This is a genomic window from Rhizobium phaseoli (assembly GCF_001664385.1).
GTDB classification, from domain to species: Bacteria; Pseudomonadota; Alphaproteobacteria; order Rhizobiales; family Rhizobiaceae; genus Rhizobium; species Rhizobium phaseoli.
Genome location: NZ_CP013532.1, coordinates 717,425 through 742,503 on the forward strand (window position 1 = coordinate 717,425; position 25,079 = coordinate 742,503).

A 25,079-nucleotide genomic window follows, 5' to 3' on the forward strand; every position below is an offset into this window, starting at 1 on the left:
AACACATCGAATTTTTGCAATAGGAAACCCCGCCGGAACGATGGCTCCGGCGGGGTTTCTCATCCAGGTCGAACCTTACTCGGAGGCGAACGGGGCGGTGCGCGGCGGCAGCGCCGGAATGTCCATATGCTCGGGGGCGAGGCCCTGTCTGGCGCGGTCGGCCATGATTTCGTAGGCCTGCTCCAGATGATTGCAGAAACGTTCGGCGTCGAAGAGTGGCGCGATATAACGCTTCTCCTTCAGCCGCGCCTTGTATTCCGCGATCCGCCCGGGATTCTGCGCCAGTTCGACGGCGAGATCCTCGTAGGCCTGCAGGTCGCCGGCGACCAGTTCGGGCAGATCGATCGCCTGCAGCAGGCTTTCGCTGACGCGTGAGGCGAAGTTGGTGCCCTTGAAGGTCAGAACCGGCAGGCCGCCCCAGAGCTGCTCCGAGGTGGTCGTATGGCCGTTGACCGGGAAAGTATCGATGCCGAGGTCGGCGGCCTGCTGGCGGTCTATATGCTGGTCGTAGGGTGCGCGCGGGCAGAAGATGATCCGCTTCGGCGAGATGCCTGCCGTCTGGAAGTGCTTCGACAGGTTCGCCTGGTTGCGTGGCGAATTCGCCATCAGCCAGAGCACGCTGTTCGGCGCCCGTTTGAGAATCCGGCACCAGCTGTTGACGACCTCATGGGTGATCTTGCGGTTGCCGTTGAAGGAGGCGAAAATAAAGGCGTCTTCCGGCAGGCCGAGCTGCTCGCGGGTGACCGGACGTGGCTTCGGACGATGCATCGGATCGTTCGGCTGATAGCTCTCCGGCAGCCGGCAGAATTTTTCGTGGTAGAACGGCTTTGCCACTTCGGGCAAAACGAAATGGTCGCCGATGACGTAGTCGAGGTCGATGTTGACCGTGCTGCCGGGAAAGCCGAGCCAGCCGACGTGCACGGGTGCGAGCGGCTGGTTGAAGGCGGCCGCCCGGCTGCCTGACGTATGGCCCTTCAGGTCGACCATGATGTCGATATTGTGCTCACGCACGATTGCCAGAACCGCCTGGTCGGAGAAGCCGTGAATGTCGACGATCCTGCCCCAGCGGCTGCGATCAGTGTCATTGTGCTTCAGATATTCCGGGCCGGTATGGCAGAAGAGCGTCACCTCGAACCGGTCCTTATCGTGCAGTTCGAGAATGCGCTGCAGCAGCTTCATCGTCGCGTGGCGATCCCAGAAGTCCGACGACATGTAGCCGATCCGGATCTTGTTCGACCAGGTGTGCGGCTGGTTGCGTCGGGAGGCGACCCGGTCCTGGTTGAGCGGGGTCGTGCCGATCGTGGCATATCGGTTGAAATTCTCATTGCCGCACCAGTGCAGATGATAGAAGGGGTTGTCCTTGCGCAGGATATCGAGGTCGCCCTTCGCCAGGGTTCCGTCGATTACCGCCTGATGCTTGGCTGCCTCTTCGAAATCATTGAACTCGCGAGCGAAAACAAGGTGGAGAAAGCGGAAGGCGTGATTGCCCGGAAAACGCTTGAAGAGGTTGCGGGCAAGCGTCTGGTTGGTTGCGTCGTTGAGATCGTCGCTGAGCAGCAGGGCCGCCAGGCGCATATGATCGGGATTCATGCTTTCCGACAGCACCGTCTTGAACGGGCGGATGATATCCCGCTGCTGGCGCTTCAGATAGATCGCGGTGATGATGAAGGCGAGCTCGGCATCTTCCTGCGCCCTGGTGAGGTTGCGCATGGCGATCAGCAGCGCTTCGTCCTCGCTGCCGGTTTCGTAATAGAGCTTGGCAGCCTGCTTCTGATATTCGTAGGCGTTCGGTCCTTCGCAATTGCCGGCCAGGCCATAGGCTTTCGCGGCATCGGCTTTGAAGCCGAGCTGCACGAGGTTCTTGGCCAGCAGCGCGTAGGTCTTGGCGTCCTGCTGGATATCCATGAGCTGGTTGAGCGTCGCCAGGGACTGTGTGTAGCGGCCCGCCTGATAATCTCTGGATGCCGCAGAGAACGAAACTTTGCTGTTCAAAACCCAACTCCGTGAAGGAAATGTTCTGGCATGGCTGTCGATCGCCCGGCGCAGGTACGGGCCGTCCTCCCCGAAACGGGTGGATGATCCGATGGTGCTATCCCGGCACCTGCCACATTGGCATTCGAAGCTTGCTTGAAACCGGTGCGTCTGATGAAGACGCTTCCGTTCCCGAGGGAAAACGGCTTCTTTCCCGGTATGTTAGCATGTGAACGAATAGATTCAGCCAGCATTAACTATGCGATGTAAGGAGCCGTCACGGCGCCTCGATTTTTAAGAAGTTGGCAAGCATTGGCTGCGAGATTGCCCTGGACATGACGGGTTTGGGCCAAACAAGCAGGCGCCGAGTAGCATGAAGCTGGTCCGTCATCGCCGGTACTACAGTCCGGTATGTCCTCCTTTTTGTATCTAGTTTCCAGGGGACAGATTTATGACAAGCATTAACACCAATTCTTCCGCAATGGCCGCTCTCCAGACGCTGCGCAACGTCAACCAGGGCCTCAACAACACGCAGAACCACGTTTCTTCGGGCTATCGCGTTGAAAAGGCTTCTGACAACGCTGCTTACTGGTCGATCGCAACGACCATGCGTTCGGACAACAAGGCTCTGTCTGCAGTTTCCGACGCTCTCGGCATGGGTGCTGCGAAGGTCGATACCGCTTACACCGCCATGGACAGCGCCATCGACGTCGTCGGCGACATCAAGGCCAAGCTCGTTGCCGCCACTGAAAACGGCGTCGACAAGGCCAAGGTCCAGGAAGAAATCGGCCAGCTGCAGGAGCAGTTGAAAAGCATCGCGCAGTCGGCTTCGTTCAACGGCGAAAACTGGGTTGCCGGCGCTAACGGCACCAAGAGCGTTGTTTCCTCCTTCGTCCGTGACGGCTCCAACGCCGTTTCGGTTACGACGACGGACTACGTTCTCGACAGCGGCTCCGCCGGCAACGTTCTGTTCGGCATGAGCAACGGCGCGGTCGAAACCTCCACGGGTATTCTCGGTACGTCGAATGGTGCGACCGGTTCGATCTACGCCATGGACATCACCAACTTCACTGCTGGCCAGATCCAGACCGCTCTGACGAACGTCGAAGCTGCTCTGAAGTCCATGACCAGCGCCGGTGCTGCTCTCGGCTCGCTCTCCAAGCGCATCGACAACCAGGAAGACTTCGTTTCGGCTCTCAGCGACTCGATCGACTCTGGTGTCGGCCGTCTCGTTGACGCCGACATGGAAGAAGAATCTTCCAAGCTCAGCGCCCTGCAGACCCAGCAGCAGCTGGCCATTCAGTCGCTGTCGATTGCGAACTCCTCTTCGCAGAACATCCTGTCGCTCTTCCGCTAAGAGCGGTCGGCATAAGGCTTCCAAGTTTCGCGGCCGGGTTATCCCCGGCCGCGAAATGTTTTAATATAAGGTTAATGAGAATCCTTCTAAGTCTCAGATATTTTTGAACTATTTCCATTTTGAATTTAGCTTTCCTTAACCATCTTGCTGTTTTCTAGGCCCATCGAAACGGCGAGTTAACCTTAACGAGAATGGTTAACAGGCATGATGCTGATCGCTGTGGGCCGGCCAAAATCCGGAATGTCCCTTCTTAAATTCTGCCAATAAGGGGCAATCAGACTATGACGAGCATCAACACCAATAACGCTGCAATGGCAGCCCTCCAGACTCTCCGCGGCATCAACCAGGGTCTCCAGACGACCCAGGCTCACGTTTCGTCCGGCTATCGCGTCGGCAAGGCTGCCGACAACGCTGCTTACTGGTCGATCGCAACGACCATGCGTTCGGACAACAAGGCACTTTCCGCTGTTTCCGACGCTCTCGGCCTCGGCGCCGCCAAGGTCGACACCGCTTACTCCGCCATGGACAGCGCCATCGACGTCGTCGGCGACATCAAGGCCAAGCTGGTTGCCGCCACTGAAAACGGCGTCGACAAGGCCAAGGTCCAGGAAGAAATCAGCCAGCTGCAGCAGCAGCTGCTCAGCATCGCTCAGTCGGCTTCCTTCTCCGGTGAAAACTGGGTTGCCGGTGCTGACGGCACCAAGAACGTCGTCGCTTCCTTCGTCCGTGACGGCTCCAACGCCGTTTCGGTCGTGATGACCGACTACGTTCTCGACGACGGCTCCGCAGGCAACGTTCTGTTCGGTATGAGCAACGGCGCGGTCGAAACCTCCACGGGTATCCTCGGCACGTCGAATGGCGCGACCGGTTCGGTCTACGCGATGGACATCACCAACTTCACCCTCGGCCAGATCCAGACCGCTCTGACGAACGTCGAATCGGCTCTGAAGTCCATGACCAGCGCCGGTGCAGCTCTCGGCTCGATCTCCAAGCGCATCGAACTGCAGGAAAACTTCGTCAACGCGCTCAGCGACTCGATCGACTCCGGTGTAGGCCGCCTCGTCGACGCCAACATGGAAGAAGAATCCTCCAAGCTCAGCGCCCTGCAGACCCAGCAGCAGCTGGCTGTCCAGTCGCTGTCGATTGCGAACTCCTCTTCGCAGACCATTCTGTCGCTGTTCCGCGGCTAATAGTCCCCGGAAATATCGGCCCGCCGGTCTCCGGCGGGCGTCTCGAAATGGAGCCGCGCTTCGATGGAGCGCGGCTTTTTTTATTTCCGTTAAGGATTGATTAACCATAATGCTGTTTTCTGAGGCCAACGAGACGGCGGGTTAACCGAAATTTAAAACCGGTTAACAGGCATGAGGCTGATCCCCGTTCCCGGTAGCTTTCCGGAATGTCCCTTTTTCTCACCTGCCGACAAGGGGCAATCATTTCATGACCAGCATTTTGACCAACGTCGCGGCGATGGCCGCTCTTCAGACGCTCCGCGGCATCAACGACAGCCTCGAAGGCACGCAGAACCGTGTATCCTCGGGTTACCGCGTCGAAAAGGCCGCCGACAATGCCGCCTACTGGTCGATCGCAACGACCATGCGCTCGGACAACAAGGCGCTGTCGGCCGTTTCCGACGCTCTCGGTCTCGGCGCCGCCAAGGTCGACACTGCCTACTCCGCCATGGACAGCGCCATCGACGTTATCAGTGAGATCAAGGCGAAGATCGTTGCCGCAACCGAAAAGGGCGTCGACAAGACCAAGGTCCAGGAGGAAATCGGTCAGCTGCAGCAGCAGCTTCTGAGCATCGCGCAGTCGGCTTCCTTCTCCGGTGAAAACTGGGTCGCCGGCGCTGACGGCACCAAGAGCGTCGTGTCGACCTTCGTTCGCGACGGCAACGGCAATGTCTCGGTCAAGACGACGGACTACGTCCTGGACACCAGCTCCTCGGGCAACGTTCTCTTCGGCATGACCTCGACCGGCACGATCGATACGAGCGCCGGTATTATCGGCACGTCATATGGTACGATCGGCTCGATCTATTCGATGGACATCAGCACCTTCGGTTCGGTTGAGATCTCCATGGCGCTGACCTCGATCGAGGCCGGTCTCGAAGCCATGACCAAGGCCGCCTCGCAGCTCGGTTCGATTTCCACTCGCATCGAACTGCAGGAAAACTTCGTCGGAGCGCTGAGCGACTCGATCGACTCAGGCGTCGGTCGCCTCGTCGATGCCGACATGGAAGAGGAATCGAGTAAGCTGACGGCGTTGCAGACCCAGCAGCAGCTGGCCATCCAGTCGCTGTCGATCGCCAATTCCAGCGCGCAGAACATCCTCACCCTGTTCCGCAGCTAAATCGCTCCCTGAAGCTGGACCGAATCTTGCGCCGCCATCCGGCGCCACGCAGAAAACCTTCCGGACCGCGCCCGAAACGGCGCGGTTCTTTCTTTTATATCAATAGGTTGTTCCGGTCGAGGTTTCGCTGGTTGCGGCTCGTGACCGCGCTCTTGCTCAACAGCTTGGTATCGAGTTAACCTGACCTTGAGTTGATTTGTTTTTGCGACACGCCGGTGGAGATCCACCGGAGGCATGACGCCACGCCAGTCGCCGCCGGCAGTCCGGCCTGCCCTTTCATCTGATTCCGAGACCCTGTCGATGACCGTTAAGATTACCAGCGCGGCCGCGGTGAATGCACTTTCGGTGCTGCGCAGCATCAACAAAGAAGCCAGCCAGACCCAGCAGCAAGTGTCTTCGGGATATCGGATCGAGACGGCCGCCGACGACGCCTCTTACTGGTCGGTCGCGACCGTCATGCGCTCGGACAGCACCAATCTCGGCACGGTCGGCGACGCGCTCGGTCTCGGCGCCGCCAAGGTGGATGCGACCTACACGGCGATGACTTCGGCGATCGATCTCGTCACCCAGATTCGTGCCAAGCTGGTTGCGGCCAGAGAGCCCGGTACCGACAAGGACAAGATCAATGCCGAGATCAGCGAATACAAGGATCAGCTGAAGACCGTCGTCGAATCGACGTCCTTTGCAGGGGAGAACTGGTTGCTGAACAGTGACAAGGCGGCGCCGCCGACATGGTCGGTCATTTCGGGTTTCGTGCGCGCCTCGACCGGCGAATACCAGGCTCAGAGCATCGACTTCCCGTCGTCGCAGACCATCCTCATAGATAAGAACAATGCGAGCGGCGGCCTGTTCACCAAGGCAGTTGATGCCCAGGCGATCAACAATAGCGGCACGGGGCCGCGGAATTATTACCTGCTGGACGCCGATTCGACGACGCCGGCGACGGGCACGGAAGTCGCGATCGGCAAGAACACCACGGACGCCCAGCTCGCCGACATGCTGGATGTCACCGACTCTCTGCTCTCCTCGCTGACGACGACATCCGCCTCGATCGGCGTGATGAAGGCGCGCATCGACGATCAGATCGACTACACCGCCGATCTGTCCGATTCGATCGACAAGAGCGTCGGCGCGCTCGTCGATACCGATATGGACGAGGCTTCGATCCGGCAAAAGGCAATCGAAACCCAGAAGCAGATGGCCGTGGAAGCGATCTCGATCCTGAACACGGCCGCCAGCAAGATCCTCATTCTGCTGGAATAGAGCTGGGCGCGATCGTCGATGGCGGCGGCGCCATTCACCCTCGCGCAAGTTTGACTTCCTAGTTTCCGGCATGAAGGCATCGTCCGAAATCATGCCGGCGCAAGGTCAAGCCCTTGTTCGCCGCGAAGGACATGTCGCGCGCAAGGTCATTTTGAACGGGGGCAGCATGCTGCGTGTCTTCCGGATGCTGGATGGTTTCTATGAGCATTTCGCTTTCTCGGTATTTGAAGGATTTCGGCGAGCCGAAACCGTCGGCGCCGATCATCGACATCGACGATTTTCCCGGCGATGCTTTTCCCGAAGCACCGAGCGAACCATCGGTCGACGTCGAGGCGGAGCGTCGCGATGCCTATGCGCAAGGCCATGCGGCGGCGACCGCTGAATTGACCGAGAAATACGAAAGCGAGGCGCGCGCTCTGGCCGAGATCCATGCGCGCGAGCTCGAAGAACTGAAGCTCCGCTATGAAGTCGAGGCGGCCGCCGTCATTGCCTCGCGCGTGCGCGATATTGCCGAAGAACTCGCCCAACTGGTCAGCGCCGGCGCGGCTGCGGCGATTGCGCCCGTCATGACCGAGGCGCTTGCGGCCAAGGCCGCCGAAAACCTCGCCGCATTGCTGCGCGACGCGATCCTCGAGGGTGCTGCCGGACCGATCGTCGTCAGGGGGCCGACCCGCCTCTTCGACATATTGAAGGCCGAGCTCGGCGAACATGCCACCGCGGTTCGCCACCTGGAGAGCGACGATATCGATCTTGCCGTCGAAATCGGTGACTCCGTCATCGTCACCCGTATGTCCGCCTGGGCGGCCAGCTTGAAGAAAGTTCTCGAATGAGCGAAGGCGAAAACCATCACCACGGCAGGAACGAGATCATCATCGTCAAGCGGCATGGCGGCGGTGATCACGATGGTGCCCATGGCGGTGCGTGGAAAATTGCCTATGCCGACTTCATGACGGCGATGATGGCGTTCTTCCTGGTCATGTGGCTTGTCAACGCCGCCAACGAGGAAACCAAGGCCGCGGTCGCGACCTATTTCAATCCGATCAAGCTCGCCGACGAAAAGCCGACGGAGAAGGGCCTGAAGAAGCCCGTCGACCATGCCGAGGGTGAGGAAAAGAAGGAAAAGTCGAAGCAGAAGGAAGACAATCCGACTGAGGGCAAGTCCGCCGCCGATGGTGACGACCAGACATCGACTTCAGGCGACCAGACCAATTATTCCGAAGCCGACTTTTTCGAAAATCCATATTCGGTTCTTGCCGAGATCGCCCAGGAAGTCGGCCAGCAGGCCAATGTCAGCGCCAAGGGCGATGGCGGCGCGGCCGATTCCGGCCCGGCGACCGGCGCCGATGGCGGCGAAGCCTATCGCGATCCCTTCGATCCGGATTTCTGGACGAAGCAGGTCGAGGTGACAACGGCTGGAAAAGCCCTGCCGCCCGGCAAGAGCGCGGAGCAGGCGACCGAAGGTGCGGCAACCGAGGTCGCCAAGGCCGAGGATATGAAGCCGGTGCCTTTGGCGACCGACCAGAAGCCCGCCAAGGACGCCAAGGAGAGCAAGGAAACCAAGGGCGCGCCCGAGACCAAGGGCGGCAAGACGACGGATGGTAAGGCGCCCGACGAGAAGAAGGTAGAGGCCGAGAAGAACGCCGATCACCAAAAGGATGCTGACAAGAGCGCGGACGAGACCGAACGGCAGAAGACGGAAGCGGATGAGCTTCAGCAGCAGATCGCCCAACAGATCGGCGGCGTTGCCGGCAAGCTTGCCGAAGGCCTGACGGTGACGGCATCCGAAGGCGGCCTGCTGGTCAGCATCTCCGACCAGAACGACGATTCGATGTTCAACATCGGTTCCGCGGTTCCGCGCCAGGAGATGGTGCTGGCCATGGAAAGGATCGGCACGATCCTGAAGGAGAGGGGCGGCGCCGTCGCGATCCGTGGCCACACGGACGGACGTCAGTACAAGGGCGGCCAGAACGAGAACTGGCGGCTGTCGATGGATCGCGCCCAAAGTGCCTACTACATGCTCGTGCGCGGCGGGCTGGACGAGAAGCGCATCTCGCAGGTCTCCGGCTTCGCCGACCGTCGGTTGAAACTTCCTGCCGACCCGTTCAACGCGGCCAACCGCCGGATCGAGATCCTGGTGCAGGCGGATTAAGGATAGGCGGATGGCGCGTCGGCAGCATCGTTACCTCGGATTTATAGCCCTCGGCCTGGCGATGCTTTCGCCCGCCGCAGGCAATGCGCAGGATCCGGACGATCTCTCGCCGTACAAGATGCTGCGGTCGCTGCAGTTCGTGCAGGATTCGGTCGTCGCCGGCGATCATTCGGCCGGCGAGATGCAGCGCTTCATGCTGGGCACGATCGACGAGCGGCTGCGCACGGCCGATACGGCGATCTACGACGACGACCGCAATGTCGATGCTGCGCTGATCTATGCGATGAGCGGCGGCAATCCCCAGACGCTCGAATATCTGATCGCCCATGACGTCAACGGCTATTTCGACAACCGCGTCACCGACGTGCTGCGCAAATATCTGAGCGGCAAAGGGCTCCTCGTGGCCAAGACGCTGGAGGAAACCGCCAGGGAATATCGCGAGAAGAAGATCGGTCCCTACCTGGCGCTGATCGGCGGCAACGTGCTGATCGCCACGAAACCGACGGATGCACTGGATCTCTACGACCAGGCGCGTCTTGCCGCGCCGGGCACGATCGTCGAGGAGGCGGCCTTGCGCCGTTCCGTCGCCATCTGCGTCGACAAGGGCATGCTCGACAAGGGGCTGGCCTATTCGCAGCGTTATGCCCGCCGTTTCCTGCATTCGCCCTATGCCAGCCAATTTGCCGATCTTTTCGTCAAGCTCGTCGTCGCCCATGATCGCGACGTGAAACCGCAGGATGTCGTCGACATCCTGTCCTTCATGGATGCTCCGCGCCAGCGTGAGGTCTATCTGCGCATCGCCCGTGCTGCCGCGATATCAGGCAAGCCGGAGCTGGCGCGCATGGCGGTCGAACGTGTGCAATCGCTCGGCGCAGGCACCGACAATGCCTTCGGCCCGCTCGCCGATTTTTACGGCGGCATGGCCGGCCTTCCCACGCAGGATATCGATCGGGCGGCGAAGAATGTCAGCGGCATCGACGGCAATGCGCTGTCGCCGCGGGATCAGGCGCTGCAGGCGGCGGCACGGTCCGTCGCCGAGCAGATCCTGCGCGCGCCGGATCCGGCAAGCCTGACGCAAGCATCCGATCCTAACACTTCTCATCAAGAAATCACTTCTGAAAAGGCCGCGGCGATAGCCATGCAACCGGGAGCGCCAGGCGCGCCTCCCGAGCCTGTTCCGGGAGGTGTGGCATCGACTGGCCAGAGCCAGGATACCGACCCCTCATTCAACGCATTTGTGACGACCAGCCGATCCAAGCTCGACGAGATCGATGGTCTTCTGGCGCAGGAAGGCAACGAACAATGATGGATTTGAGCGTCTCGGGCGGAGCCTCCGGTGCGGATGCGGCTGCGGCCGCGAAATCCGCCAAAGGGGCTGGAAAGGGCGACGCCGCCGGTCAGAAGGGCGACTTCTCCGATGTGCTCGCGAAAGCGAGCGGCAGTGCCGCCAACGACGCGCCCGACGATGCGCAGCCGGATCAGGGAGTGGTCGACGGCGACGCGGCGACGCTGGCGCACACGGTCCGCCGCCGCAGCGGCGCCAAGCCATTGATCGATCTCAGCGACGCCGCCCTGAAGGCGCAGGCCGAGGCGCGGCCGGAAACAGTCGCCAATGGTGCAAAGGCCGCTGCAAAGCCCGCAAAGGATCAGGCCAAGTTGCCGGCCGATCGCGGCAAGCTCGATGCCAAGGATCCGTCCGCCGACGAGGCCGCGCAGGCAGCCAGGGGCGTCAAACACGCCAAGACCGACCTCTCGGCAACAGATGCGGATGCCGACAGCGAGGACGATGACGGCGGCATTTCCGATGTACTCGGCCTGTTGAAGCAGGAGCCCGCCGCCTTGCCGGCCGCCGCTCAACTCGCCGCCGCCACGGCCGGGGAGGCCGGGCCTGTCGACAAGAAGACTGCGGCTGACGGCAAAACGAGCGGCCACGCATCCGACGCCCTGGCGGCCGTCAGCGGCAATGTCGAAGGCATCAAGGCGGATGACATCGGGGTTCCAGGTGCGCAGAACGGCGACGCCGCTGACGGCAGAACCTTTCGGCTCAGCCGCGCCGACGGTCGCGGCGTATCAATGGATGTTCACATCGGTGCGGATGAGGCCGGGTCGAAGGACGGCTCGAAGAAGACCGACGTCGAAAACGTCTCGGTGCTCGAATCGCGCCGCTATATCGGCCTGGCGCAGAATACCAATTCCGCCGCCGTCACCGCCGCCCTCTCCGGCGATTCCGAATGGGCGCGCGCCATGGAGCCGAGCTCGGCTCTGTCCAACGCGGCGGAATGGACGAGCACCGGCAAGGTGGTCAATACGCTGAAGATCCAGATGAACCCGATCGATCTTGGCCTGGTGACGGCGACCATGCGCCTGTCCGGCGATGCCTTGAACGTCGACCTCAAGGTCGAAACCGGTGCTGCCTATCGGCAGCTGAAGGAAGATCACGGCAAGATTCTCGAAGCGCTGCGCAGCCAGGGTTACGCGGTCGACAACGTTACCATCAGTATGGCTCCCGTCGAGCGCGTCGACGCCGGTAATCAGGCTAGCGGGCAGGGGCAGGCCTCCCAGCAGCAGTCGCTCGCCCAGCAGGGGCAGGGCGGGGCGGCGCGCGAGCGCCACAATCAGACGGCGCAGCGGACGGATGGAGGCTTCAATGGCGCAGGCGAGACCGGGATTGAAGACGTTTCTGCTGGCGGCGCTCGCAGCAGCGGCGCTGGCGGCGTTTACCTCTGATGCGGCTGCCTCTACTGGCGCCTGTGAACGCGAAATCCAGTCGGCTGCCGCCAAATACGGCATCCCCGAAGGCATCCTTTATTCGGTCGGTCTGACGGAGACGGGTCGCAAAGGTTCGCTCTATCCCTATGCCATGAACGTCGAAGGCAAGGCGATCTTTCCGCCCTCGGAAGAGGACGCGATGCGGCAGTTCGATGTCGCTCGCAGAAGCGGGGCGAAGCTCATCGACATCGGATGCATGCAGATCAACCACTATTATCACGGCGAGAATTTCGCCTCCGCCGAGGACATGTTCGATCCGCATCGCAATGTCGAATATGCCGCGAGGTTTCTCCGCGACCTGCATGACCGTCATGAGACGTGGACGATGGCGGTAGCCAGATACCATGCCGGCCCGAATAACGATCCCGCGCAGAAGCAATATGTCTGCCGCGTCATCGCCAATCTGGTGGCCACGGGCTACGGCAAGTGGACTCCCAATGCGAGTAACTTCTGCCAAAATTAATTCAACCGAAAATAGAAGTGCCGGATTATGACGAAATTGTGTCATAATGTGGCAGGAATCCGGCGCCAAATCGATGCGCAAGTCACATTTAACCGCTCGTTAACTTTTCCACGAAACTTTTGTGTGGATATTCGAGAGCGGCCACTAGATGTAGATCAAATCGCCACGCAGATCTTAATCAATTATTAATTTCTGCCATTAACTTTAACGAGTTGTCGCCGATTCGTGCGATTCGTACCCATAGATCATCGAAGTGCCACACTGATTCGGAGGCGGACGAATGATCGTAGTGGTTGATGAGCGTGAGCTCGTGAAAGACGGATATACATCTCTGTTTGGCCGGGAGGGCATTCCCTCTACCGGTTTTGATCCATCGGAATTCGGCGACTGGGTGCAGACCGCCGCCGATTCGGATATTGCGGCCGTCGAGGCCTTCCTGATCGGTCAGGGCCAGCGCAGCCTGGAGCTGCCGCGGGCGATCCGGGATCGCTCGATGGCACCGGTGATTGCGGTCAGCGACCAGCCCTCGCTGGAAAACACGCTTGCGCTTTTCGATTGCGGCGTCGACGACGTGGTGCGCAAGCCGGTCCATCCACGCGAAATCCTCGCCAGGGCGGCTGCGATCCGGCGCCGGCTGAAGGCGATCGCCAACTACACCGACATCGGCGGCATCCGCGTCTTCTCGGATGGCCGCGATCCCGAGATCAACGGCGAAGTCTTCGCGCTGCCCCGGCGCGAGCGCCGCATCCTCGAATATTTGATCGCCAATCGCGGTCGCCGGGTGACCAAGACCCAGATCTTCAACGCCATCTACGGCATCTTCGACGAAGAGGTCGAAGAGAACGTCGTCGAAAGCCACATCTCGAAGCTGCGCAAAAAGCTGCGCAAGAAGCTCGGCGTCGATCCGGTCGATTCCAAGCGCTTCCTTGGCTACTGCATCGATTGGGCCTGATCTTCTCGGCCGGGTGGCGGCGCCCGGCTGGACCTCGAGATTGGCCTTGCAGCGCGCCATCACAGACAGCTTCACGCAAGGCCCGACAAATACTCTCGAGTTTAACAGGTAAAACGAGGTTTTCAGATGAGCATTTTCGGCAGCATGAAGACGGCGGTATCGGGAATGAACGCGCAGGCGAACCGCCTCAGCACGGTCTCCGACAACATCGCCAACGTGAACACGACCGGTTACAAGGCCGTGTCGACGAGCTTCTCCTCGCTGGTCCTGCCCTCCTCGGGCGGCAACTACAATTCCGGCGGCGTTCAGACCTCCGTCCGCCAGGCCGTCTCCGATCAGGGCGACATCTCCTACACCACCTCCACCACCGATCTTGCGATTTCAGGCGACGGCTTCTTCATCGTCCAGGGGCCCGACGGCACGCCGGTTCTGACCCGCGCCGGCGATTTCACCAAGGATGATGAAGGCAACCTCGTCAACGCCGCCGGCTTCCAGCTGATGGGCTATTCCTACGACTCCGGCTCTCCCGCCGTCGTCGTCAACGGCTTCGACGGCCTCGTTCCCGTCAACGTCAGCCAGGATGGTCTCACCGCCATCGCGTCGACATCGGGTGTCTTCAAGGGCAATCTCGATTCCAACGCCAAGATCCCGGTCGCCCCGGCGACACTCCCAAGCGCCAATCTTGCTACCACGACGACCGACACCAAGAAGGTCTCGATGGTTGCCTATGACCGCCTCGGCAACAAGGTGATGTACGACTTCTATTTCACCAAGCAATCGGTGGCTGCAGCACCGCCACCCGCACCTCCCGCCACCGCTGCCACATGGGAAGTGGCGATGTACCGCAATGCAAATGCTGCGACGGGCGGCACGACCTCCTTCCCCTACACTGCCGGCGGCGCTGTCGGCACGGGATCGCTGACCTTCGATGCGAACGGCAAGATGACGTCGTCCGGCGCTGTCACCATCAACGATGGGGTAACCGGCCAGTCGATCGCAATGGACTTCTCGGGCTTGACGCAGCTCGGCGCCGACTTTTCCGGCACCGGCACGCCGAACGGCCAGGCGGCGACCCCGGTCAAGGACGTCACGATCGACGGCGACGGCATCGTCTACGCCAAGTATGAAGACGGCAGCACCAAGCCGCTCTATCGCATTCCGCTCGCCAATGTCGCAAGCCCGGACAAATTGACCTTGATGAGCGGCAACGTCTACAGCGCCAACGGCCAGTCGGGCGTCACCGTCACCGGCTTCCCGCAGACCAATGGCCTCGGCACCATCAAGTCGGGTGCTCTCGAAGGTTCGAACGTCGACCTCGCCGGCGAACTGACCGAGATGATCGAAGCGCAGCGCAGCTACACCGCCAATTCGAAAGTGTTCCAGACGGGATCCGACATCATGGACGTTCTCGTCAATCTCAAGAGATAATCAGGGTAACGGGTAAGCCATGTCGCTCACATCCGCACTTAATACCGCGCAGAGCATATTCAACAATACCGGCACGCAGAGCAGTGTCGTATCGAACAATATCTCGAATGCGGGCAACAAAGATTACGTGCGCCGGCAGGCAATGCTTACCACGTCCCTGAACGGCTCGCAGGTCGTCAAGATCGACCGGGCTCAGGAAGACGCCCTGCTGCGCCAGTATCTCAAGTCATCTTCTCAGGACAGCGCTCAGCAGACCCTGCTGAGCGGCCTTGAAGACCTCAAGTCGATCATGGGTGGCAACGACTATGAAACGTCGCCATCCACCTATCTCGGGGTGTTCCAGCAGAAGCTCCAGGCCTTCCGCACGTCGCCTGGCAGCACTGTCGCCGCCCAGGGCGCCATCACCGCCGCTCAGGACGTCGCCAACTCGCTGAACAATGCCTCGCAATCCGTACAGGACGTTCGCGCCGGCGCCGACAAGCAGATCGCCACCGCGGTCGATACGCTGAACACGCTCCTCAGCCAGTTCGAGAAGGCCAATAACGCGGTGAAAACCGCCACGGCTACGGGGGCGGACCCTTCCAGCGCTCTCGATGAGCGTGAGAAGACCCTCAAGCAGATTTCGCAGATCGTCGGCGTCAGCGCGACAACGCGCGACAACAACGATATGGTGCTGAGCACGCCTGACGGGACGATCCTTTTCGAGACGATCCCGCGCAAGGTGACGTTCCAGGCTCAGGATGTCTACAACGCCTCCATCACCGGCAATTCGGTCTATGTCGACGGTGTCGCACTGCCGCGCGGCAGCGGATCGACGACGACAGCGCAGGGCAGCCTCCAGTCGCTCCTTCAGGTTCGCGACGAGATCGCCCCCAACTTCCAGAAGCAGCTCGATGAAATCGCCCGCGGCCTCGTCTCTCTCTTCAAGGAGCAGAATACCGCTGGGCCCCCTGCCTATGTGCCCGGCCTCTTCACCTGGAGCGGCGGCACGGTCGACACCGGCGGCACTGCGATTGCCGGCATGGCGTCGACCATCAGTGTCAGCAGCCGTGTGATCACATCGCAGGGCGGCGACCCGATGCGGCTGCGCGATGGCGGCGTCAACGTCAACGGCGTCGTCAACAATCCGACCGGCCTCAGTGGCTATACGACGGATCTCGACCGTCTTTACACCGCTTTGGGCTCCGACATCGATTTCGATCCGGCGGCAGGTCCGGCGGTCGGCTTCGACGCCACGACGGGGATCGATTCCAACGTCAGCATCATGGAATATGCGACCAATTCCCTCGGCTGGCTCGAGCAGTATCGCAGCAACGCCACGACGGCGGCGGAAAACACCTCGGCCGCCCTGTCGCGCTCCGACGAAGCCTATTCCAACGAAACCGGCGTCAACCTCGACGAGGAACTGACGCTGCTTCTCGATATCGAACAGTCCTACAAAGCGGCGACGAAAATCCTTAACGCTGTCGACGAAATGTTGAAGTCATTGCTGGATATCGCGAGTTAAGCCATGAAGAGCTCATTTATTTCAAGTACCGCCATTCAAAGTGCGATGCGCTTGACGATCCGTCAGGCGCAGAACCAGATGACGAAGGCGACGATGGAAGCAACGACGGGAGTCTACGCGGATATCGGTGTCTCGCTCGGCGGCAATGCTGCCAGAAGCGTCGACTTCACCCGCGAGACCGACCGGATCGATTCGATCAAGTCAAGCAATTCGCTTGTCAGCGCCCGCATGGAATCCTCACAGCTCGGCCTGTCCAAGATGAAGGATGTCGGCGATGGCCTCGTTTCGAAGCTAACCGCGCTGCAGGGCAGCCACGATCCGGGCAGCATCACCGTCGCCATCCAGTCGGCGACCAGCGCCCTGTCCACCATGATGGATACGGCCAATACCATGGTGAACGGCGAATATCTGTTCTCCGGCATCAATACCGACGTGCAGCCGCTGACCGACAAGACGACCGCCACGAGTGCGGCCATCGTGACGGCGCTGAACAGCTACGCCGCTGGTCTGGCTCCGCCGAAGGCCGTCAGCGATCTCACCGGCACCGAAATGGAGACCTTCATCACGACGACGGTCGAGCCGATGTTCAGCCAGGCCAATTGGACCAATGCGGCGACCGGATGGTCGCAGGCATCGAGCCAGAACATGACGAGCCGCATCAGCAACTCGGAAGTGATCGAATCCTCGACCAACGCCAATTCCGAAGGCATGCGTTATTTTGCGCTCGCCTCGGTCATGACCTCCGCGCTGCTCGGCCAGAACCTCAGCACGGATGCAATGACGACCGTCTCCAAGCAGGCAATCAGCTACACGGCCAAGGCAACCAGCGGCCTGGTGACGCAGGCAAGCCAGCTTGGCCTCTCCCAGGAGCGTGTCAAGAAGTCCAACGACGCTCTCGACGCGCAGTCGAACATTATCAAGAACAAGCTGGTCGATCTCCAGGGCGTTGACCCTTACGAAGCCTCGACCCTCGTCAAGACTTTGGAAACACAGCTTGAAACCGCTTACACGATCGTTTCGAAGATCCAGCAGTTGAGTCTCGTAAACTACCTTTGATGAGCAAAGGCGCGCAATAAAGAAGGATGCATGAATGTATCAGTTCTCATATGCCGAAGTCATGCAGGACTCGGTGGCCGACGCGAAAGAGCGGGAATGGCAGGTTCTTGACCGGTCCATAGAACTGCTGGCGTTGGCGCGCGACAAGGACAAATACGGTCGGGAAGCCATTGAAGCCCTGTTTTATACGCGTCGGGTGTGGATCAGCTTCATCGAGGATCTGAAGCATCCGGACAATCAGCTGGATGTTCAGCTCAGGGCCAATCTCATCTCGATCGCAATCTGGATTTTGAAGGAATGCGACAGGATCAGAAAACGTCTGTCGAATAACTACCAGGGCATTATCGACGTCACCACCATCATCAGGGATGGACTTAAATGAAAAGTACACTACGCATTTCTCTGAAAGCCGGAGAAAGAATCTTCATCAACGGCGCCGTCCTGCGCGTCGACCGCAAGGTCGCGCTGGAATTCCTGAATGATGTGACGTTCCTTCTCGAAAATCACGTCCTTCAGCCGGAAGGTGCGACGACGCCCTTGCGCCAGCTCTACTTCATCGCGCAGATGATCCTCATCAATCCCGAGGGCAAGGACCACTCGACGGCGATGTTCCGCAAGTCGATCACCATGCTCCTCACCTGCTTCAAGAATGAAGAGATCCTCGCCGAACTGAAGCGCATCGACGCGCTCGTGTCGACCGGCCGCGCCTTCGACGCGTTGAAGGCGATCCGCGGTCTCTACGCGATCGAAGATAATATTCTCAACAATCACGAGCTGCCGCCGACGATGGTCGAGCAGATTCGCAGGGAGATCGCACCATGGCGGTAGATGCAACGTCAAAGGTGACGAGCTCGACCTCGGCGAGCACCTCGAGCTCCACCCAGAAGGCGACGCTGAACTACGACAACTTCCTTCAGCTGCTCATCGCGCAGATGAAGAACCAGGACCCGACCGATCCTATGGATGCCAGCGAGCAGGTCGCTCAGCTTGCCACTTTCTCGCAGGTCGAGCAGACGATCCAGACCAACACGAAGCTGGACACGCTTCTGGCAAGCTCGAGCCTCACCCAGGCCAGCAGCTATGTCGGGAAGTACATGGAAAGCGCTGACGGCACCGTCAAAGGTGTCATCGATTCCGTCAAGGTTTATTCCGACGGCATTATTGCGACGACGACGGATGGCGGTAAGATACTCGTGCAGGCGGGAATCACCGTTGCCGACGAGGCGCCGAGCAGCAGCTCCTGATGCAAAAGGCGCCGAGGCGCCTGATTATGCCGATCAATCGCAGCCCGGCTGTCGCGGGCTGCTTCGAGGCGATATGAGGTTGCCTTCAGATGAATGAAGCTGATGCATTGGATCTGTTCCAGGCCGCGATCTGGACGGTCCTGATTGCTGCCGGTCCTGCCGTGATCGCTGCGATGGTGGTGGGTCTCGTCATCGCCCTGATCCAGGCATTGACCCAGGTGCAGGAAGCGACGCTGACCTTCGTGCCGAAGATCCTCGCCGTGCTCATCACCGTCGGCGTCACCGCGCCTTTCATCGGCTCACAGATCTCGATTTTCACCAATCTGGTCTTCTCGCGCATTCAATCCGGCTTCTGAGCCACCTTCGCGCAAGCTTCGCCATTTAACTCTCGATCCGAATTGGGCGGACCTCGTTTCCGCCTCCTCTCATGAAGAGACGGAATCGTTATGGCGCAACCACCTGCACTCCCCCTTCCTAAAGTCGCCCCGAGCCTGCGCGATGTCGGTTTTGCTCTCGGCATTGTCGGCATCATCTGCATTCTCTTCCTGCCGATTCCGCCGTTCCTGATCGATATGGGACTGGCGTTCTCGATCGCCTTTTCGGTGCTGATCCTGATGGTCGCGCTGTGGATCCAGAAGCCGCTCGATTTCTCGTCCTTTCCGACCATCCTGCTGATCGCGACGATGACCCGGCTGGCGCTGAACATCGCCACCACCCGCGTCATCCTGTCCCACGGTAATGAGGGCCATGACGCAGCCGGCGGCGTCATTGCCGGTTTCGCAAGCCTGGTGATGTCCGGCGACTTCGTCATCGGTCTTATCGTCTTCCTGATTCTCATCACCATCAACTTCATCGTCATCACCAAAGGTGCGACGCGTATCGCCGAAGTCGGCGCCCGTTTCACCCTGGATGCCATCCCCGGCAAGCAGATGTCGATCGATGCCGATCTTTCGGCCGGCATCATCGATGAGAAGGAAGCCCAGCGCCGGCGCAGGGAGCTCGAGGAGGAAAGCTCCTTCTTCGGTGCGATGGACGGTGCCTCGAAATTCGTGCGCGGCGATGCCGTCGCCGGCCTCATCATTACCGCCATCAACGTCTTCGGCGGCATCATCATCGGTTATTTCCGCCACGGCATGCCGATCGGCGAAGCAGCCGACGTCTTCGTCAAGCTCTCCGTCGGCGACGGCCTCGTCTCGCAGATGCCGGCCCTCATCGTCTCGCTCGCCGCCGGCCTCCTCGTCTCGCGCGGCGGCACCACCGGCTCCACCGACCAGGCAGTCGTCAACCAGTTGAGCGGTTACCCCCGCGCGCTCTCGGTTTCGGCGGTGCTGATGTTCGTCCTGGCGCTGATGCCGGGCCTGCCGTTCGTCCCCTTCGTGATCCTCGGCAGTCTTCTCGCCTTCGCCGCCTGGTTCATTCCGCGTCAGGTCGAGGCCGAAAACAAGCTGCGCCGCGAACAAGAGGAAAAGAAGGTCGTCCAGAGCAAGGAGCTGGAGAAGGATTCGGTCAAGTCGGTGCTCCGCACCTCCGAAATCGAGCTCGCGCTCGGCAAGATGGTCTCGACGCGCCTGCTCGGCGCCCATCAGGAACTGGCCTTCCGCGTCGGCAAGATGCGCAAGAAGTTCGCCACGCAATACGGTTTCGTCGTCCCGGAAATCAAGGTCACCGACGATATTGCCATCCCCGAGAAATCCTACCAGATCCGCATTCATGGCACGACGGTCGCCTCCAACCTGCTGCGCGTCGGCGAAGTCCTCGTCGTCACCGGCGCCGGCCGCAAGCCGAGTATTCCGGGTGACGAAATCCGCGAGCCCGCTTTCGGCATGCCGGCCGTCTCGATTCTCGAAAACTTCGCCGACGATCTGAAACGCGAAGGTTTCCAGCCGATCGACAACGTCTCCGTCGTGCTGACCCACATGAGCGAGGTCATTCGCAACAACCTGCCGCAGCTTCTGTCCTACAAGGACGTCAAGGTGCTGATCGATCGGCTCGACCCGGAATACAAGAAGCTGGCCGACGAAATCTGCTCGTCGCACATGTCCTATTCCGGCCTGCAGGCGGTGCTCAAGCTCCTGCTTGCCGAGCGCGTGTCGATCCGCAACCTGCACCTCATTCTCGAGGCGGTGGCCGAGCTTGCACCGCATGTCAGGAAGACCGAGCAGATCGTCGAACACGTCCGCATCCGCATGGCCCAGCAGCTCTGCGGCGATCTTGCCGATAACGGCGTGCTGCGTGTGCTGAGATTGGGCAGCAAGTGGGATCTCGCCTTCCACCAGGCGCTGAAGCGCGATGCCAAGGGCGAGGTGATCGAGTTCGACATCGATCCCAGAAGCCTGGAGGAGTTCAGCGAGCAGGCGAGCAAAGTTATCCGTGAGTTCATGGATCGCGGCCTGCCATTCGCCCTTGTCACGTCGCCGGAAACACGCTCCTATGTGCGCATGATCATCGAACGGCTGTTCGCCACGCTGCCGGTCCTGTCGCATGTCGAACTGGCCAAGGGCATTGAGATAAAGATTTTGGGCTCGATTTCATGATAACAGACCCGCAAGGGACCGTTCTCGCGCTGTTTCTGGTCTTCTGCCGGATCGGCGGCTGCGTGCTGGCTCTTCCGGGTTTTTCCTCGGCGCGCGTGCCCGAGCAGCTGCGCGTCTTCATCGCCGGTGCGCTGTCGATCGCGCTCATGCCGCTGCTCTGGGACACGGTCTATCCGGCTGTCCACACGGGAGCCGGAACTTATATCGGCCTGATTTTCAGCGAATCGCTGGTCGGCCTGATGTACGGCATGCTGGCCAGAATCTATACGCTCGGCATGCAGTTCGCAGCGACGATCATCGCCATGATGGTCGGTTATACCCAGCCGGGCTCCGCCGACGTCATCGAAGACGCGCCGGAAACCAGCCTTTCCGGCTTCATCACCTTTGCCGGCATCATGATTCTGTTCATCATGGATTTCCATCACATCGTCTTCCGCGCGCTGGTCGATTCCTACACGACCATGCCCTTCGGCGGGGTGACGCAGATGCGCGCGACGCTGATCTCCTTTACCGACACGCTGGAGCAGACCACCTATATCATGCTGCGGCTGTCGAGCCCCTTTCTGATCTACGGCATGATCTTCAACGTCTCGATCGGCTTCATCAACAAGCTGGCGCCGCAGATCCCGGTCTATTTCATTTCCACACCCTATCTGCTGATGGGCGGGCTCTTCCTGTTTTATGTCTCGGTCGCGGCGCTGGTCAGCCAGTTCGGCCAGGCCTTCGGTTCGATCTATATCGGACGATGAGGCTGATATGATCGAGAAGAGCCGCTCCCAAAAACTCAAGCGTCTGCTGTCGGTGCAGCGGCATGTCGAGAGGATGGCGGAGAATGACCTGGCCGAAACCAGCCGTCAGCGCATCGAGGTCAATGCGGCGATGGACGACGTTATCGTCGCTCTCGGTTCGATGGATCCGGTCCACCACGCCTTCTCGCAGAATTATGCCGACCGGTTCGGCAGGTTGACGATCAAGGATCAGCAGCTCACCGGCATGCAGCAGATCCATGAGATGCGGCTGACGCGCGAGCGCGCCAAGGCCGATCGGCTGGAAGAGGGCATGAAAGAGGCCCTCGATGCCGAGCGCCGCGAGACCGACGACAATGCCGTCTACGATGTGATCGATCAGCAATTCGCAACACCAGCCTCCAGCAAGCTTCAAAAACCATAATCGTTACGATCTTAAATTAGAGGATTTTAACGTGGCTATTTCGCCCCCCAGTGATCTGGTCCTGGACGTGGTCAAAGCTGCCGACCCCATGGAGGTTCAGGTAGCCCAGGAAAAGTTGAAGGCAAATCGTGCGGCCTTTGCCGCAACGAGCCTCGCCGAGAACGGCAAGGGCTTCTCCAATACGGTCGACGTTCTCGATCATGTCGGCCAGAAAAGCGGCCTTTCCAACATCCAGAACCGCACCAAGGCCGAGGAGGTTCCGGAAAGCTACCGGAAGTTCGAGGCCATGGTTCTGCAGAACTTCGTCAAGTCGATGCTGCCGAGCGAAAGTGAAGACGTCTACGGTAAGGGCGCGACCGGCGATATCTGGAAGGGCATGATGGCCGAGCAGCTCGGCAACACCATGGCCAAGGGCGACGGCATCGGCATTGCCAAGCAGATGTACAGCGAGCAGCTGCGCCGGCAGGAAGGCAAGATCGTCAATGCTTCGACCGATGATCGTGACCGCAACACCGCGCTCAGCATGATCGACGACTTCCAGCGCAAGACCTTTGGCACGCCGACGGCGGACGCCAAGGCCGATAGAACAGGATGATTTTAGGTCCGCCTGAAATCTGAATCCTGTTCTAAATTAAATAGTTAGAGCATGATGTCGTCCGAAAACCGCGGATAGTTTTTGGCATCATGCTCTAAGCGACGCATAATCGAGGGTACAATGGAAATAATTTCGAACGAATACAGGATCAAATCCGTTCTCGGACGCCTCGAAATGATCATCGACAATGAGAATACTCGGATCGGCAACGATCCGCAGTTCGATCTCAAGGTCTCCAATGCGCACAAGAGCCGCTGCCTCTATGAGCTGTCGATGCTTTTCCGCGACACCGATCCGGCCGAGCTTGCCGCTGCCCATCTCGATCAGCTGCACGGCCTGAAGAAGAAGCTGGTTCTCAACGCCCGGCGCGTCGAAGCGCATCTCGAAGCGGTTCGCGCTGTCGCCGACCTCCTGAAGAATGCCGTTCAGGACGCTGACGCTGACGGCACCTATTCCCAGGAACAATTCGCCGTGCGTGGGAACTGATGGTCAAGCTGGTCCTCACCGGTGTCTGGGTTTGCGCCATCACCTTGGCCTCGGTTTACTTTTCGGTGTACATGGCGACGGCGCCAGCACCTGCGGCAACGGATTCCAAGCAGAGCGCGCTCGAACTGGTGAAGGGTGAAACGATCACGGTGCCGGTCATCGGCGACGGTGCGATCACCGGCTATTTCCTCGGCCGCATTTCCTTCATGATGAACAAGGACATGCTGAAGGGCGTGACCTTGCCTCTAACCGAGATGACGACGGACGAGCTTTTCAGCCTGCTCGTCGGCAACAAGATGGTCGATCTCGCGCACATCAAGTCCTTTGACGCCAAGGCCTTCCGCGAGGAGATCAAGAAGGGCATGAACGAGCGGCTCGGCGGCGAATATGTCGCCGAAGTGATGCTGGAGCAGCTCGATTATCTCTCCAAGGAAGAGGTCAAGCAGAACGCGGCCGGTGAGCCGAAAAAGCTCGGCGCTCCGGTCAAGATCATTGAGGGCGCCCCGGCCGATGGCGCGCCGGCCCCGGCCGCCCACTGAAATAACGTATTCCAGATCCGATGCATGAACGGCGCCTTTCGGGCGCCGTTTGTCATTGGGCTTGATGTGGTTAATAAACCACTTATGCGAGCATAAAAATCCAAGGAATTTTCCTAAGGGTTGTTTGAAAGCCTCCTGTTATATCAGGTCTCACAGCTTGGCATGCGCCGTTTTCCGTGAGCGGGGCGACGCTGCCATGCGTGACGCGACCGGTCCTTTCGAGACCTCCGGGGTGCGGAAAAATATGGGCTTGGTTTCCGGGATGTCGGGCGCATGACGCACCCTCGGCAGGAGGTAGGAATGAATTTGATTGCAAACTTCGCGGTGCTTGCGTCGCGGCGGACGATCTTCGATCTGCCGGTCTGCGATCTCGGCTGGGATGATGCACTCGTTTTCATCAACGAGCTGGCCTCCATTCCCGTCGGCCAGACCGTGGTTTGCTTCGTCAACGCCCATAATATGCTGACCGCGTTGCGCGACGATGATTATTACCGGATCATGTCGCACAATCTGGTGCTGCCGGATGGCATCGGCCTCAATATCGCATCGCAGATCGCTCATGGCTCGCCGTTTCCCGCCAATCTGAACGGTACCGATTTCGTGCCGGCCTTCCTCACCTTCATGGAGGCTCCGCGCCGCATCGGTCTGATCGGCGGCACGCGCGCGGTCGTCGAGGCGGCGGCGGAAAATTTCCGCAAGCACACACCCTGGCATGAATTTGTCGTCATTTCCGACGGCTTTTTCGACAAGGTCGACTCCTCCGATGTCACCGAGGAGATCGAGCGCCAGAAGCTCGACATTCTGATCGTCGGCATGGGGACGCCGCTGCAGGAGAAATGGGTCCACGACAACATCCGCGCCGACCATGCGCGTCTGGTGCTGACGGTAGGCGCGCTCTTCGACTTCGTCTCCGGCGCCGTTCCGCGAGCGCCGAAGACGGTGCGGATGATGCGCCTCGAATGGGCCTATCGGCTGATACAGGAGCCCGCGCGCCTTTGGCGGCGCTACATCGTCGGCATTCCGGTCTTCCTTTTCCATGTCCTGCGCTACCGCTTCCGCCGCCGCGAAAGAATTCTGAGCTACCCAGAAGAGCATCGCAGCGTCTCGCAGCCGGCGGCGGAACGCAGGAAGGCGAGCTGAACGGGCAGCGCCCGGTTCAAATTTGAAACCTCGGACCGCGATTCTTGCCAGTCGCGGTTAACCATTTCTTTGCCATGAATATTTAGAGTCGTTTAATCATCTGCATC

At 60.0% G+C, this 25,079-nt stretch carries 25 protein-coding genes; 24 read left to right on the forward strand and 1 reads right to left on the reverse strand.

The features are described 5' to 3' along the window. Window positions 1-75: 75 nt before the first annotated feature. Window positions 76-1,992 (reverse strand): O-linked N-acetylglucosamine transferase, SPINDLY family protein, encoded by a 1,917-nt coding sequence (locus AMC88_RS03540; RefSeq protein WP_012482686.1) that lies wholly within the window; start codon window positions 1,990-1,992, stop codon window positions 76-78. A gap of 430 nt (window positions 1,993-2,422) precedes the next feature. On the opposite strand from AMC88_RS03540, the gene AMC88_RS03545 reads away from it, so the two are divergent. The 24 genes from AMC88_RS03545 to AMC88_RS03660 all read left to right on the forward strand — a co-directional run bounded on the left by AMC88_RS03545 (window position 2,423) and on the right by AMC88_RS03660 (window position 24,972). After that, window positions 2,423-3,328, forward strand: coding sequence for a flagellin N-terminal helical domain-containing protein (locus AMC88_RS03545; protein WP_016734777.1), 906 nt, complete (start codon window positions 2,423-2,425; stop codon window positions 3,326-3,328). Window positions 3,329-3,609: 281 nt separating this feature from the next. Beyond that, the gene (locus tag AMC88_RS03550; RefSeq protein WP_012482689.1) at window positions 3,610-4,518 is read left to right on the forward strand and encodes a flagellin N-terminal helical domain-containing protein; all 909 of its coding nucleotides are present in this window, start codon (window positions 3,610-3,612) and stop codon (window positions 4,516-4,518) included. 247 nt (window positions 4,519-4,765) lie between these two features. Further along, window positions 4,766-5,677, forward strand: coding sequence for a flagellin N-terminal helical domain-containing protein (locus tag AMC88_RS03555; protein ID WP_004672304.1), 912 nt, complete (start codon window positions 4,766-4,768; stop codon window positions 5,675-5,677). A 300-nt stretch (window positions 5,678-5,977) separates the two neighbouring features. Then, complete coding sequence (locus AMC88_RS03560) at window positions 5,978-6,940, forward strand: flagellin N-terminal helical domain-containing protein (protein ID WP_029531632.1); 963 nt, start codon at window positions 5,978-5,980, stop codon at window positions 6,938-6,940. A 200-nt stretch (window positions 6,941-7,140) separates the two neighbouring features. Continuing rightward, window positions 7,141-7,770, forward strand: a complete 630-nt coding sequence (locus tag AMC88_RS03565) for a hypothetical protein (RefSeq protein WP_012482690.1) — start codon at window positions 7,141-7,143, stop codon at window positions 7,768-7,770. Then, window positions 7,767-9,089 (forward strand): MotB family protein, encoded by a 1,323-nt coding sequence (locus tag AMC88_RS03570; protein ID WP_012482691.1) that lies wholly within the window; start codon window positions 7,767-7,769, stop codon window positions 9,087-9,089. The genes AMC88_RS03565 and AMC88_RS03570 overlap by 4 nt, the downstream gene beginning before the upstream one ends. Before the next feature lie 10 nt (window positions 9,090-9,099). Further along, window positions 9,100-10,395: a chemotaxis protein MotC gene (motC, locus tag AMC88_RS03575; protein ID WP_064824832.1), complete on the forward strand. Its 1,296-nt coding sequence runs from the start codon at window positions 9,100-9,102 to the stop codon at window positions 10,393-10,395. Beyond that, window positions 10,392-11,816 carry a flagellar hook-length control protein FliK gene (gene fliK / locus AMC88_RS03580; protein WP_012482693.1) on the forward strand — a complete coding sequence of 475 codons (1,425 nt, stop codon included), beginning with the start codon at window positions 10,392-10,394 and terminating at the stop codon, window positions 11,814-11,816. Before motC ends, fliK begins: the two co-directional genes overlap by 4 nt. Beyond that, window positions 11,758-12,321, forward strand: coding sequence for a lytic transglycosylase domain-containing protein (locus tag AMC88_RS03585; RefSeq protein WP_010025317.1), 564 nt, complete (start codon window positions 11,758-11,760; stop codon window positions 12,319-12,321). Before fliK ends, AMC88_RS03585 begins: the two co-directional genes overlap by 59 nt. Before the next feature lie 280 nt (window positions 12,322-12,601). Further along, window positions 12,602-13,273, forward strand: a complete 672-nt coding sequence (gene rem / locus AMC88_RS03590) for a transcriptional activator Rem (RefSeq protein WP_009993745.1) — start codon at window positions 12,602-12,604, stop codon at window positions 13,271-13,273. Between the two features lie 126 nt (window positions 13,274-13,399). Next, window positions 13,400-14,701 carry a flagellar hook protein FlgE gene (locus tag AMC88_RS03595; protein ID WP_012482695.1) on the forward strand — a complete coding sequence of 434 codons (1,302 nt, stop codon included), beginning with the start codon at window positions 13,400-13,402 and terminating at the stop codon, window positions 14,699-14,701. Window positions 14,702-14,720: 19 nt separating this feature from the next. Beyond that, window positions 14,721-16,208 carry a flagellar hook-associated protein FlgK gene (gene flgK / locus AMC88_RS03600; RefSeq protein ID WP_016734769.1) on the forward strand — a complete coding sequence of 496 codons (1,488 nt, stop codon included), beginning with the start codon at window positions 14,721-14,723 and terminating at the stop codon, window positions 16,206-16,208. A 3-nt stretch (window positions 16,209-16,211) separates the two neighbouring features. Beyond that, on the forward strand, window positions 16,212-17,264 hold the full coding sequence (locus tag AMC88_RS03605; RefSeq protein ID WP_004672316.1) for a flagellar hook-associated family protein: 1,053 nt from the start codon (window positions 16,212-16,214) through the stop codon (window positions 17,262-17,264). A 34-nt stretch (window positions 17,265-17,298) separates the two neighbouring features. Next, the gene (gene flaF, locus AMC88_RS03610; protein WP_004672317.1) at window positions 17,299-17,646 is read left to right on the forward strand and encodes a flagellar biosynthesis regulator FlaF; all 348 of its coding nucleotides are present in this window, start codon (window positions 17,299-17,301) and stop codon (window positions 17,644-17,646) included. Then, on the forward strand, window positions 17,643-18,092 hold the full coding sequence (gene flbT, locus AMC88_RS03615) for a flagellar biosynthesis repressor FlbT (RefSeq protein WP_012482697.1): 450 nt from the start codon (window positions 17,643-17,645) through the stop codon (window positions 18,090-18,092). Before flaF ends, flbT begins: the two co-directional genes overlap by 4 nt. Beyond that, on the forward strand, window positions 18,083-18,508 hold the full coding sequence (gene flgD / locus AMC88_RS03620; protein ID WP_004672319.1) for a flagellar hook assembly protein FlgD: 426 nt from the start codon (window positions 18,083-18,085) through the stop codon (window positions 18,506-18,508). Before flbT ends, flgD begins: the two co-directional genes overlap by 10 nt. 89 nt (window positions 18,509-18,597) lie before the next feature. Next, the gene (fliQ, locus tag AMC88_RS03625; protein WP_004672321.1) at window positions 18,598-18,864 is read left to right on the forward strand and encodes a flagellar biosynthesis protein FliQ; all 267 of its coding nucleotides are present in this window, start codon (window positions 18,598-18,600) and stop codon (window positions 18,862-18,864) included. 90 nt (window positions 18,865-18,954) lie between these two features. Beyond that, window positions 18,955-21,042 carry a flagellar biosynthesis protein FlhA gene (gene flhA, locus AMC88_RS03630; RefSeq protein ID WP_004672323.1) on the forward strand — a complete coding sequence of 696 codons (2,088 nt, stop codon included), beginning with the start codon at window positions 18,955-18,957 and terminating at the stop codon, window positions 21,040-21,042. Then, complete coding sequence (locus AMC88_RS03635) at window positions 21,039-21,791, forward strand: flagellar biosynthetic protein FliR (RefSeq protein ID WP_037114485.1); 753 nt, start codon at window positions 21,039-21,041, stop codon at window positions 21,789-21,791. Before flhA ends, AMC88_RS03635 begins: the two co-directional genes overlap by 4 nt. A 7-nt stretch (window positions 21,792-21,798) precedes the next feature. Then, on the forward strand, window positions 21,799-22,212 hold the full coding sequence (locus tag AMC88_RS03640; RefSeq protein WP_064824833.1) for a hypothetical protein: 414 nt from the start codon (window positions 21,799-21,801) through the stop codon (window positions 22,210-22,212). Between the two features lie 31 nt (window positions 22,213-22,243). After that, complete coding sequence (locus AMC88_RS03645) at window positions 22,244-22,807, forward strand: rod-binding protein (RefSeq protein ID WP_010024787.1); 564 nt, start codon at window positions 22,244-22,246, stop codon at window positions 22,805-22,807. Window positions 22,808-22,927: 120 nt separating this feature from the next. Continuing rightward, window positions 22,928-23,293 carry a hypothetical protein gene (locus AMC88_RS03650; RefSeq protein WP_010005921.1) on the forward strand — a complete coding sequence of 122 codons (366 nt, stop codon included), beginning with the start codon at window positions 22,928-22,930 and terminating at the stop codon, window positions 23,291-23,293. After that, window positions 23,293-23,832 carry a hypothetical protein gene (locus tag AMC88_RS03655; protein ID WP_010024786.1) on the forward strand — a complete coding sequence of 180 codons (540 nt, stop codon included), beginning with the start codon at window positions 23,293-23,295 and terminating at the stop codon, window positions 23,830-23,832. The genes AMC88_RS03650 and AMC88_RS03655 overlap by 1 nt, the downstream gene beginning before the upstream one ends. A 300-nt stretch (window positions 23,833-24,132) precedes the next feature. Then, window positions 24,133-24,972: a WecB/TagA/CpsF family glycosyltransferase gene (locus tag AMC88_RS03660; RefSeq protein ID WP_012482701.1), complete on the forward strand. Its 840-nt coding sequence runs from the start codon at window positions 24,133-24,135 to the stop codon at window positions 24,970-24,972. Window positions 24,973-25,079: the final 107 nt, after the last annotated feature.

What these genes read in the sequence shown, in the direction of transcription:
- AMC88_RS03545 (WP_016734777.1), top strand. Translation starts at nt 2,423, where the DNA reads ATGACAAGCATTAACACCAATTCTTCCGCAATGGCCGCTCTCCAGACG.
- AMC88_RS03550 (WP_012482689.1), top strand. Translation starts at nt 3,610, where the DNA reads ATGACGAGCATCAACACCAATAACGCTGCAATGGCAGCCCTCCAGACT.
- AMC88_RS03555 (WP_004672304.1), top strand. Translation starts at nt 4,766, where the DNA reads ATGACCAGCATTTTGACCAACGTCGCGGCGATGGCCGCTCTTCAGACG.
- AMC88_RS03560 (WP_029531632.1), top strand. Translation starts at nt 5,978, where the DNA reads ATGACCGTTAAGATTACCAGCGCGGCCGCGGTGAATGCACTTTCGGTG.
- AMC88_RS03565 (WP_012482690.1), top strand. Translation starts at nt 7,141, where the DNA reads ATGAGCATTTCGCTTTCTCGGTATTTGAAGGATTTCGGCGAGCCGAAA.
- AMC88_RS03570 (WP_012482691.1), top strand. Translation starts at nt 7,767, where the DNA reads ATGAGCGAAGGCGAAAACCATCACCACGGCAGGAACGAGATCATCATC.
- motC (WP_064824832.1), top strand. Translation starts at nt 9,100, where the DNA reads ATGGCGCGTCGGCAGCATCGTTACCTCGGATTTATAGCCCTCGGCCTG.
- fliK (WP_012482693.1), top strand. Translation starts at nt 10,392, where the DNA reads ATGATGGATTTGAGCGTCTCGGGCGGAGCCTCCGGTGCGGATGCGGCT.
- rem (WP_009993745.1), top strand. Translation starts at nt 12,602, where the DNA reads ATGATCGTAGTGGTTGATGAGCGTGAGCTCGTGAAAGACGGATATACA.
- AMC88_RS03595 (WP_012482695.1), top strand. Translation starts at nt 13,400, where the DNA reads ATGAGCATTTTCGGCAGCATGAAGACGGCGGTATCGGGAATGAACGCG.
- flgK (WP_016734769.1), top strand. Translation starts at nt 14,721, where the DNA reads ATGTCGCTCACATCCGCACTTAATACCGCGCAGAGCATATTCAACAAT.
- AMC88_RS03605 (WP_004672316.1), top strand. Translation starts at nt 16,212, where the DNA reads ATGAAGAGCTCATTTATTTCAAGTACCGCCATTCAAAGTGCGATGCGC.
- flaF (WP_004672317.1), top strand. Translation starts at nt 17,299, where the DNA reads ATGTATCAGTTCTCATATGCCGAAGTCATGCAGGACTCGGTGGCCGAC.
- flbT (WP_012482697.1), top strand. Translation starts at nt 17,643, where the DNA reads ATGAAAAGTACACTACGCATTTCTCTGAAAGCCGGAGAAAGAATCTTC.
- flgD (WP_004672319.1), top strand. Translation starts at nt 18,083, where the DNA reads ATGGCGGTAGATGCAACGTCAAAGGTGACGAGCTCGACCTCGGCGAGC.
- fliQ (WP_004672321.1), top strand. Translation starts at nt 18,598, where the DNA reads ATGAATGAAGCTGATGCATTGGATCTGTTCCAGGCCGCGATCTGGACG.
- flhA (WP_004672323.1), top strand. Translation starts at nt 18,955, where the DNA reads ATGGCGCAACCACCTGCACTCCCCCTTCCTAAAGTCGCCCCGAGCCTG.
- AMC88_RS03635 (WP_037114485.1), top strand. Translation starts at nt 21,039, where the DNA reads ATGATAACAGACCCGCAAGGGACCGTTCTCGCGCTGTTTCTGGTCTTC.
- AMC88_RS03640 (WP_064824833.1), top strand. Translation starts at nt 21,799, where the DNA reads ATGATCGAGAAGAGCCGCTCCCAAAAACTCAAGCGTCTGCTGTCGGTG.
- AMC88_RS03650 (WP_010005921.1), top strand. Translation starts at nt 22,928, where the DNA reads ATGGAAATAATTTCGAACGAATACAGGATCAAATCCGTTCTCGGACGC.
- AMC88_RS03655 (WP_010024786.1), top strand. Translation starts at nt 23,293, where the DNA reads ATGGTCAAGCTGGTCCTCACCGGTGTCTGGGTTTGCGCCATCACCTTG.
- AMC88_RS03660 (WP_012482701.1), top strand. Translation starts at nt 24,133, where the DNA reads ATGAATTTGATTGCAAACTTCGCGGTGCTTGCGTCGCGGCGGACGATC.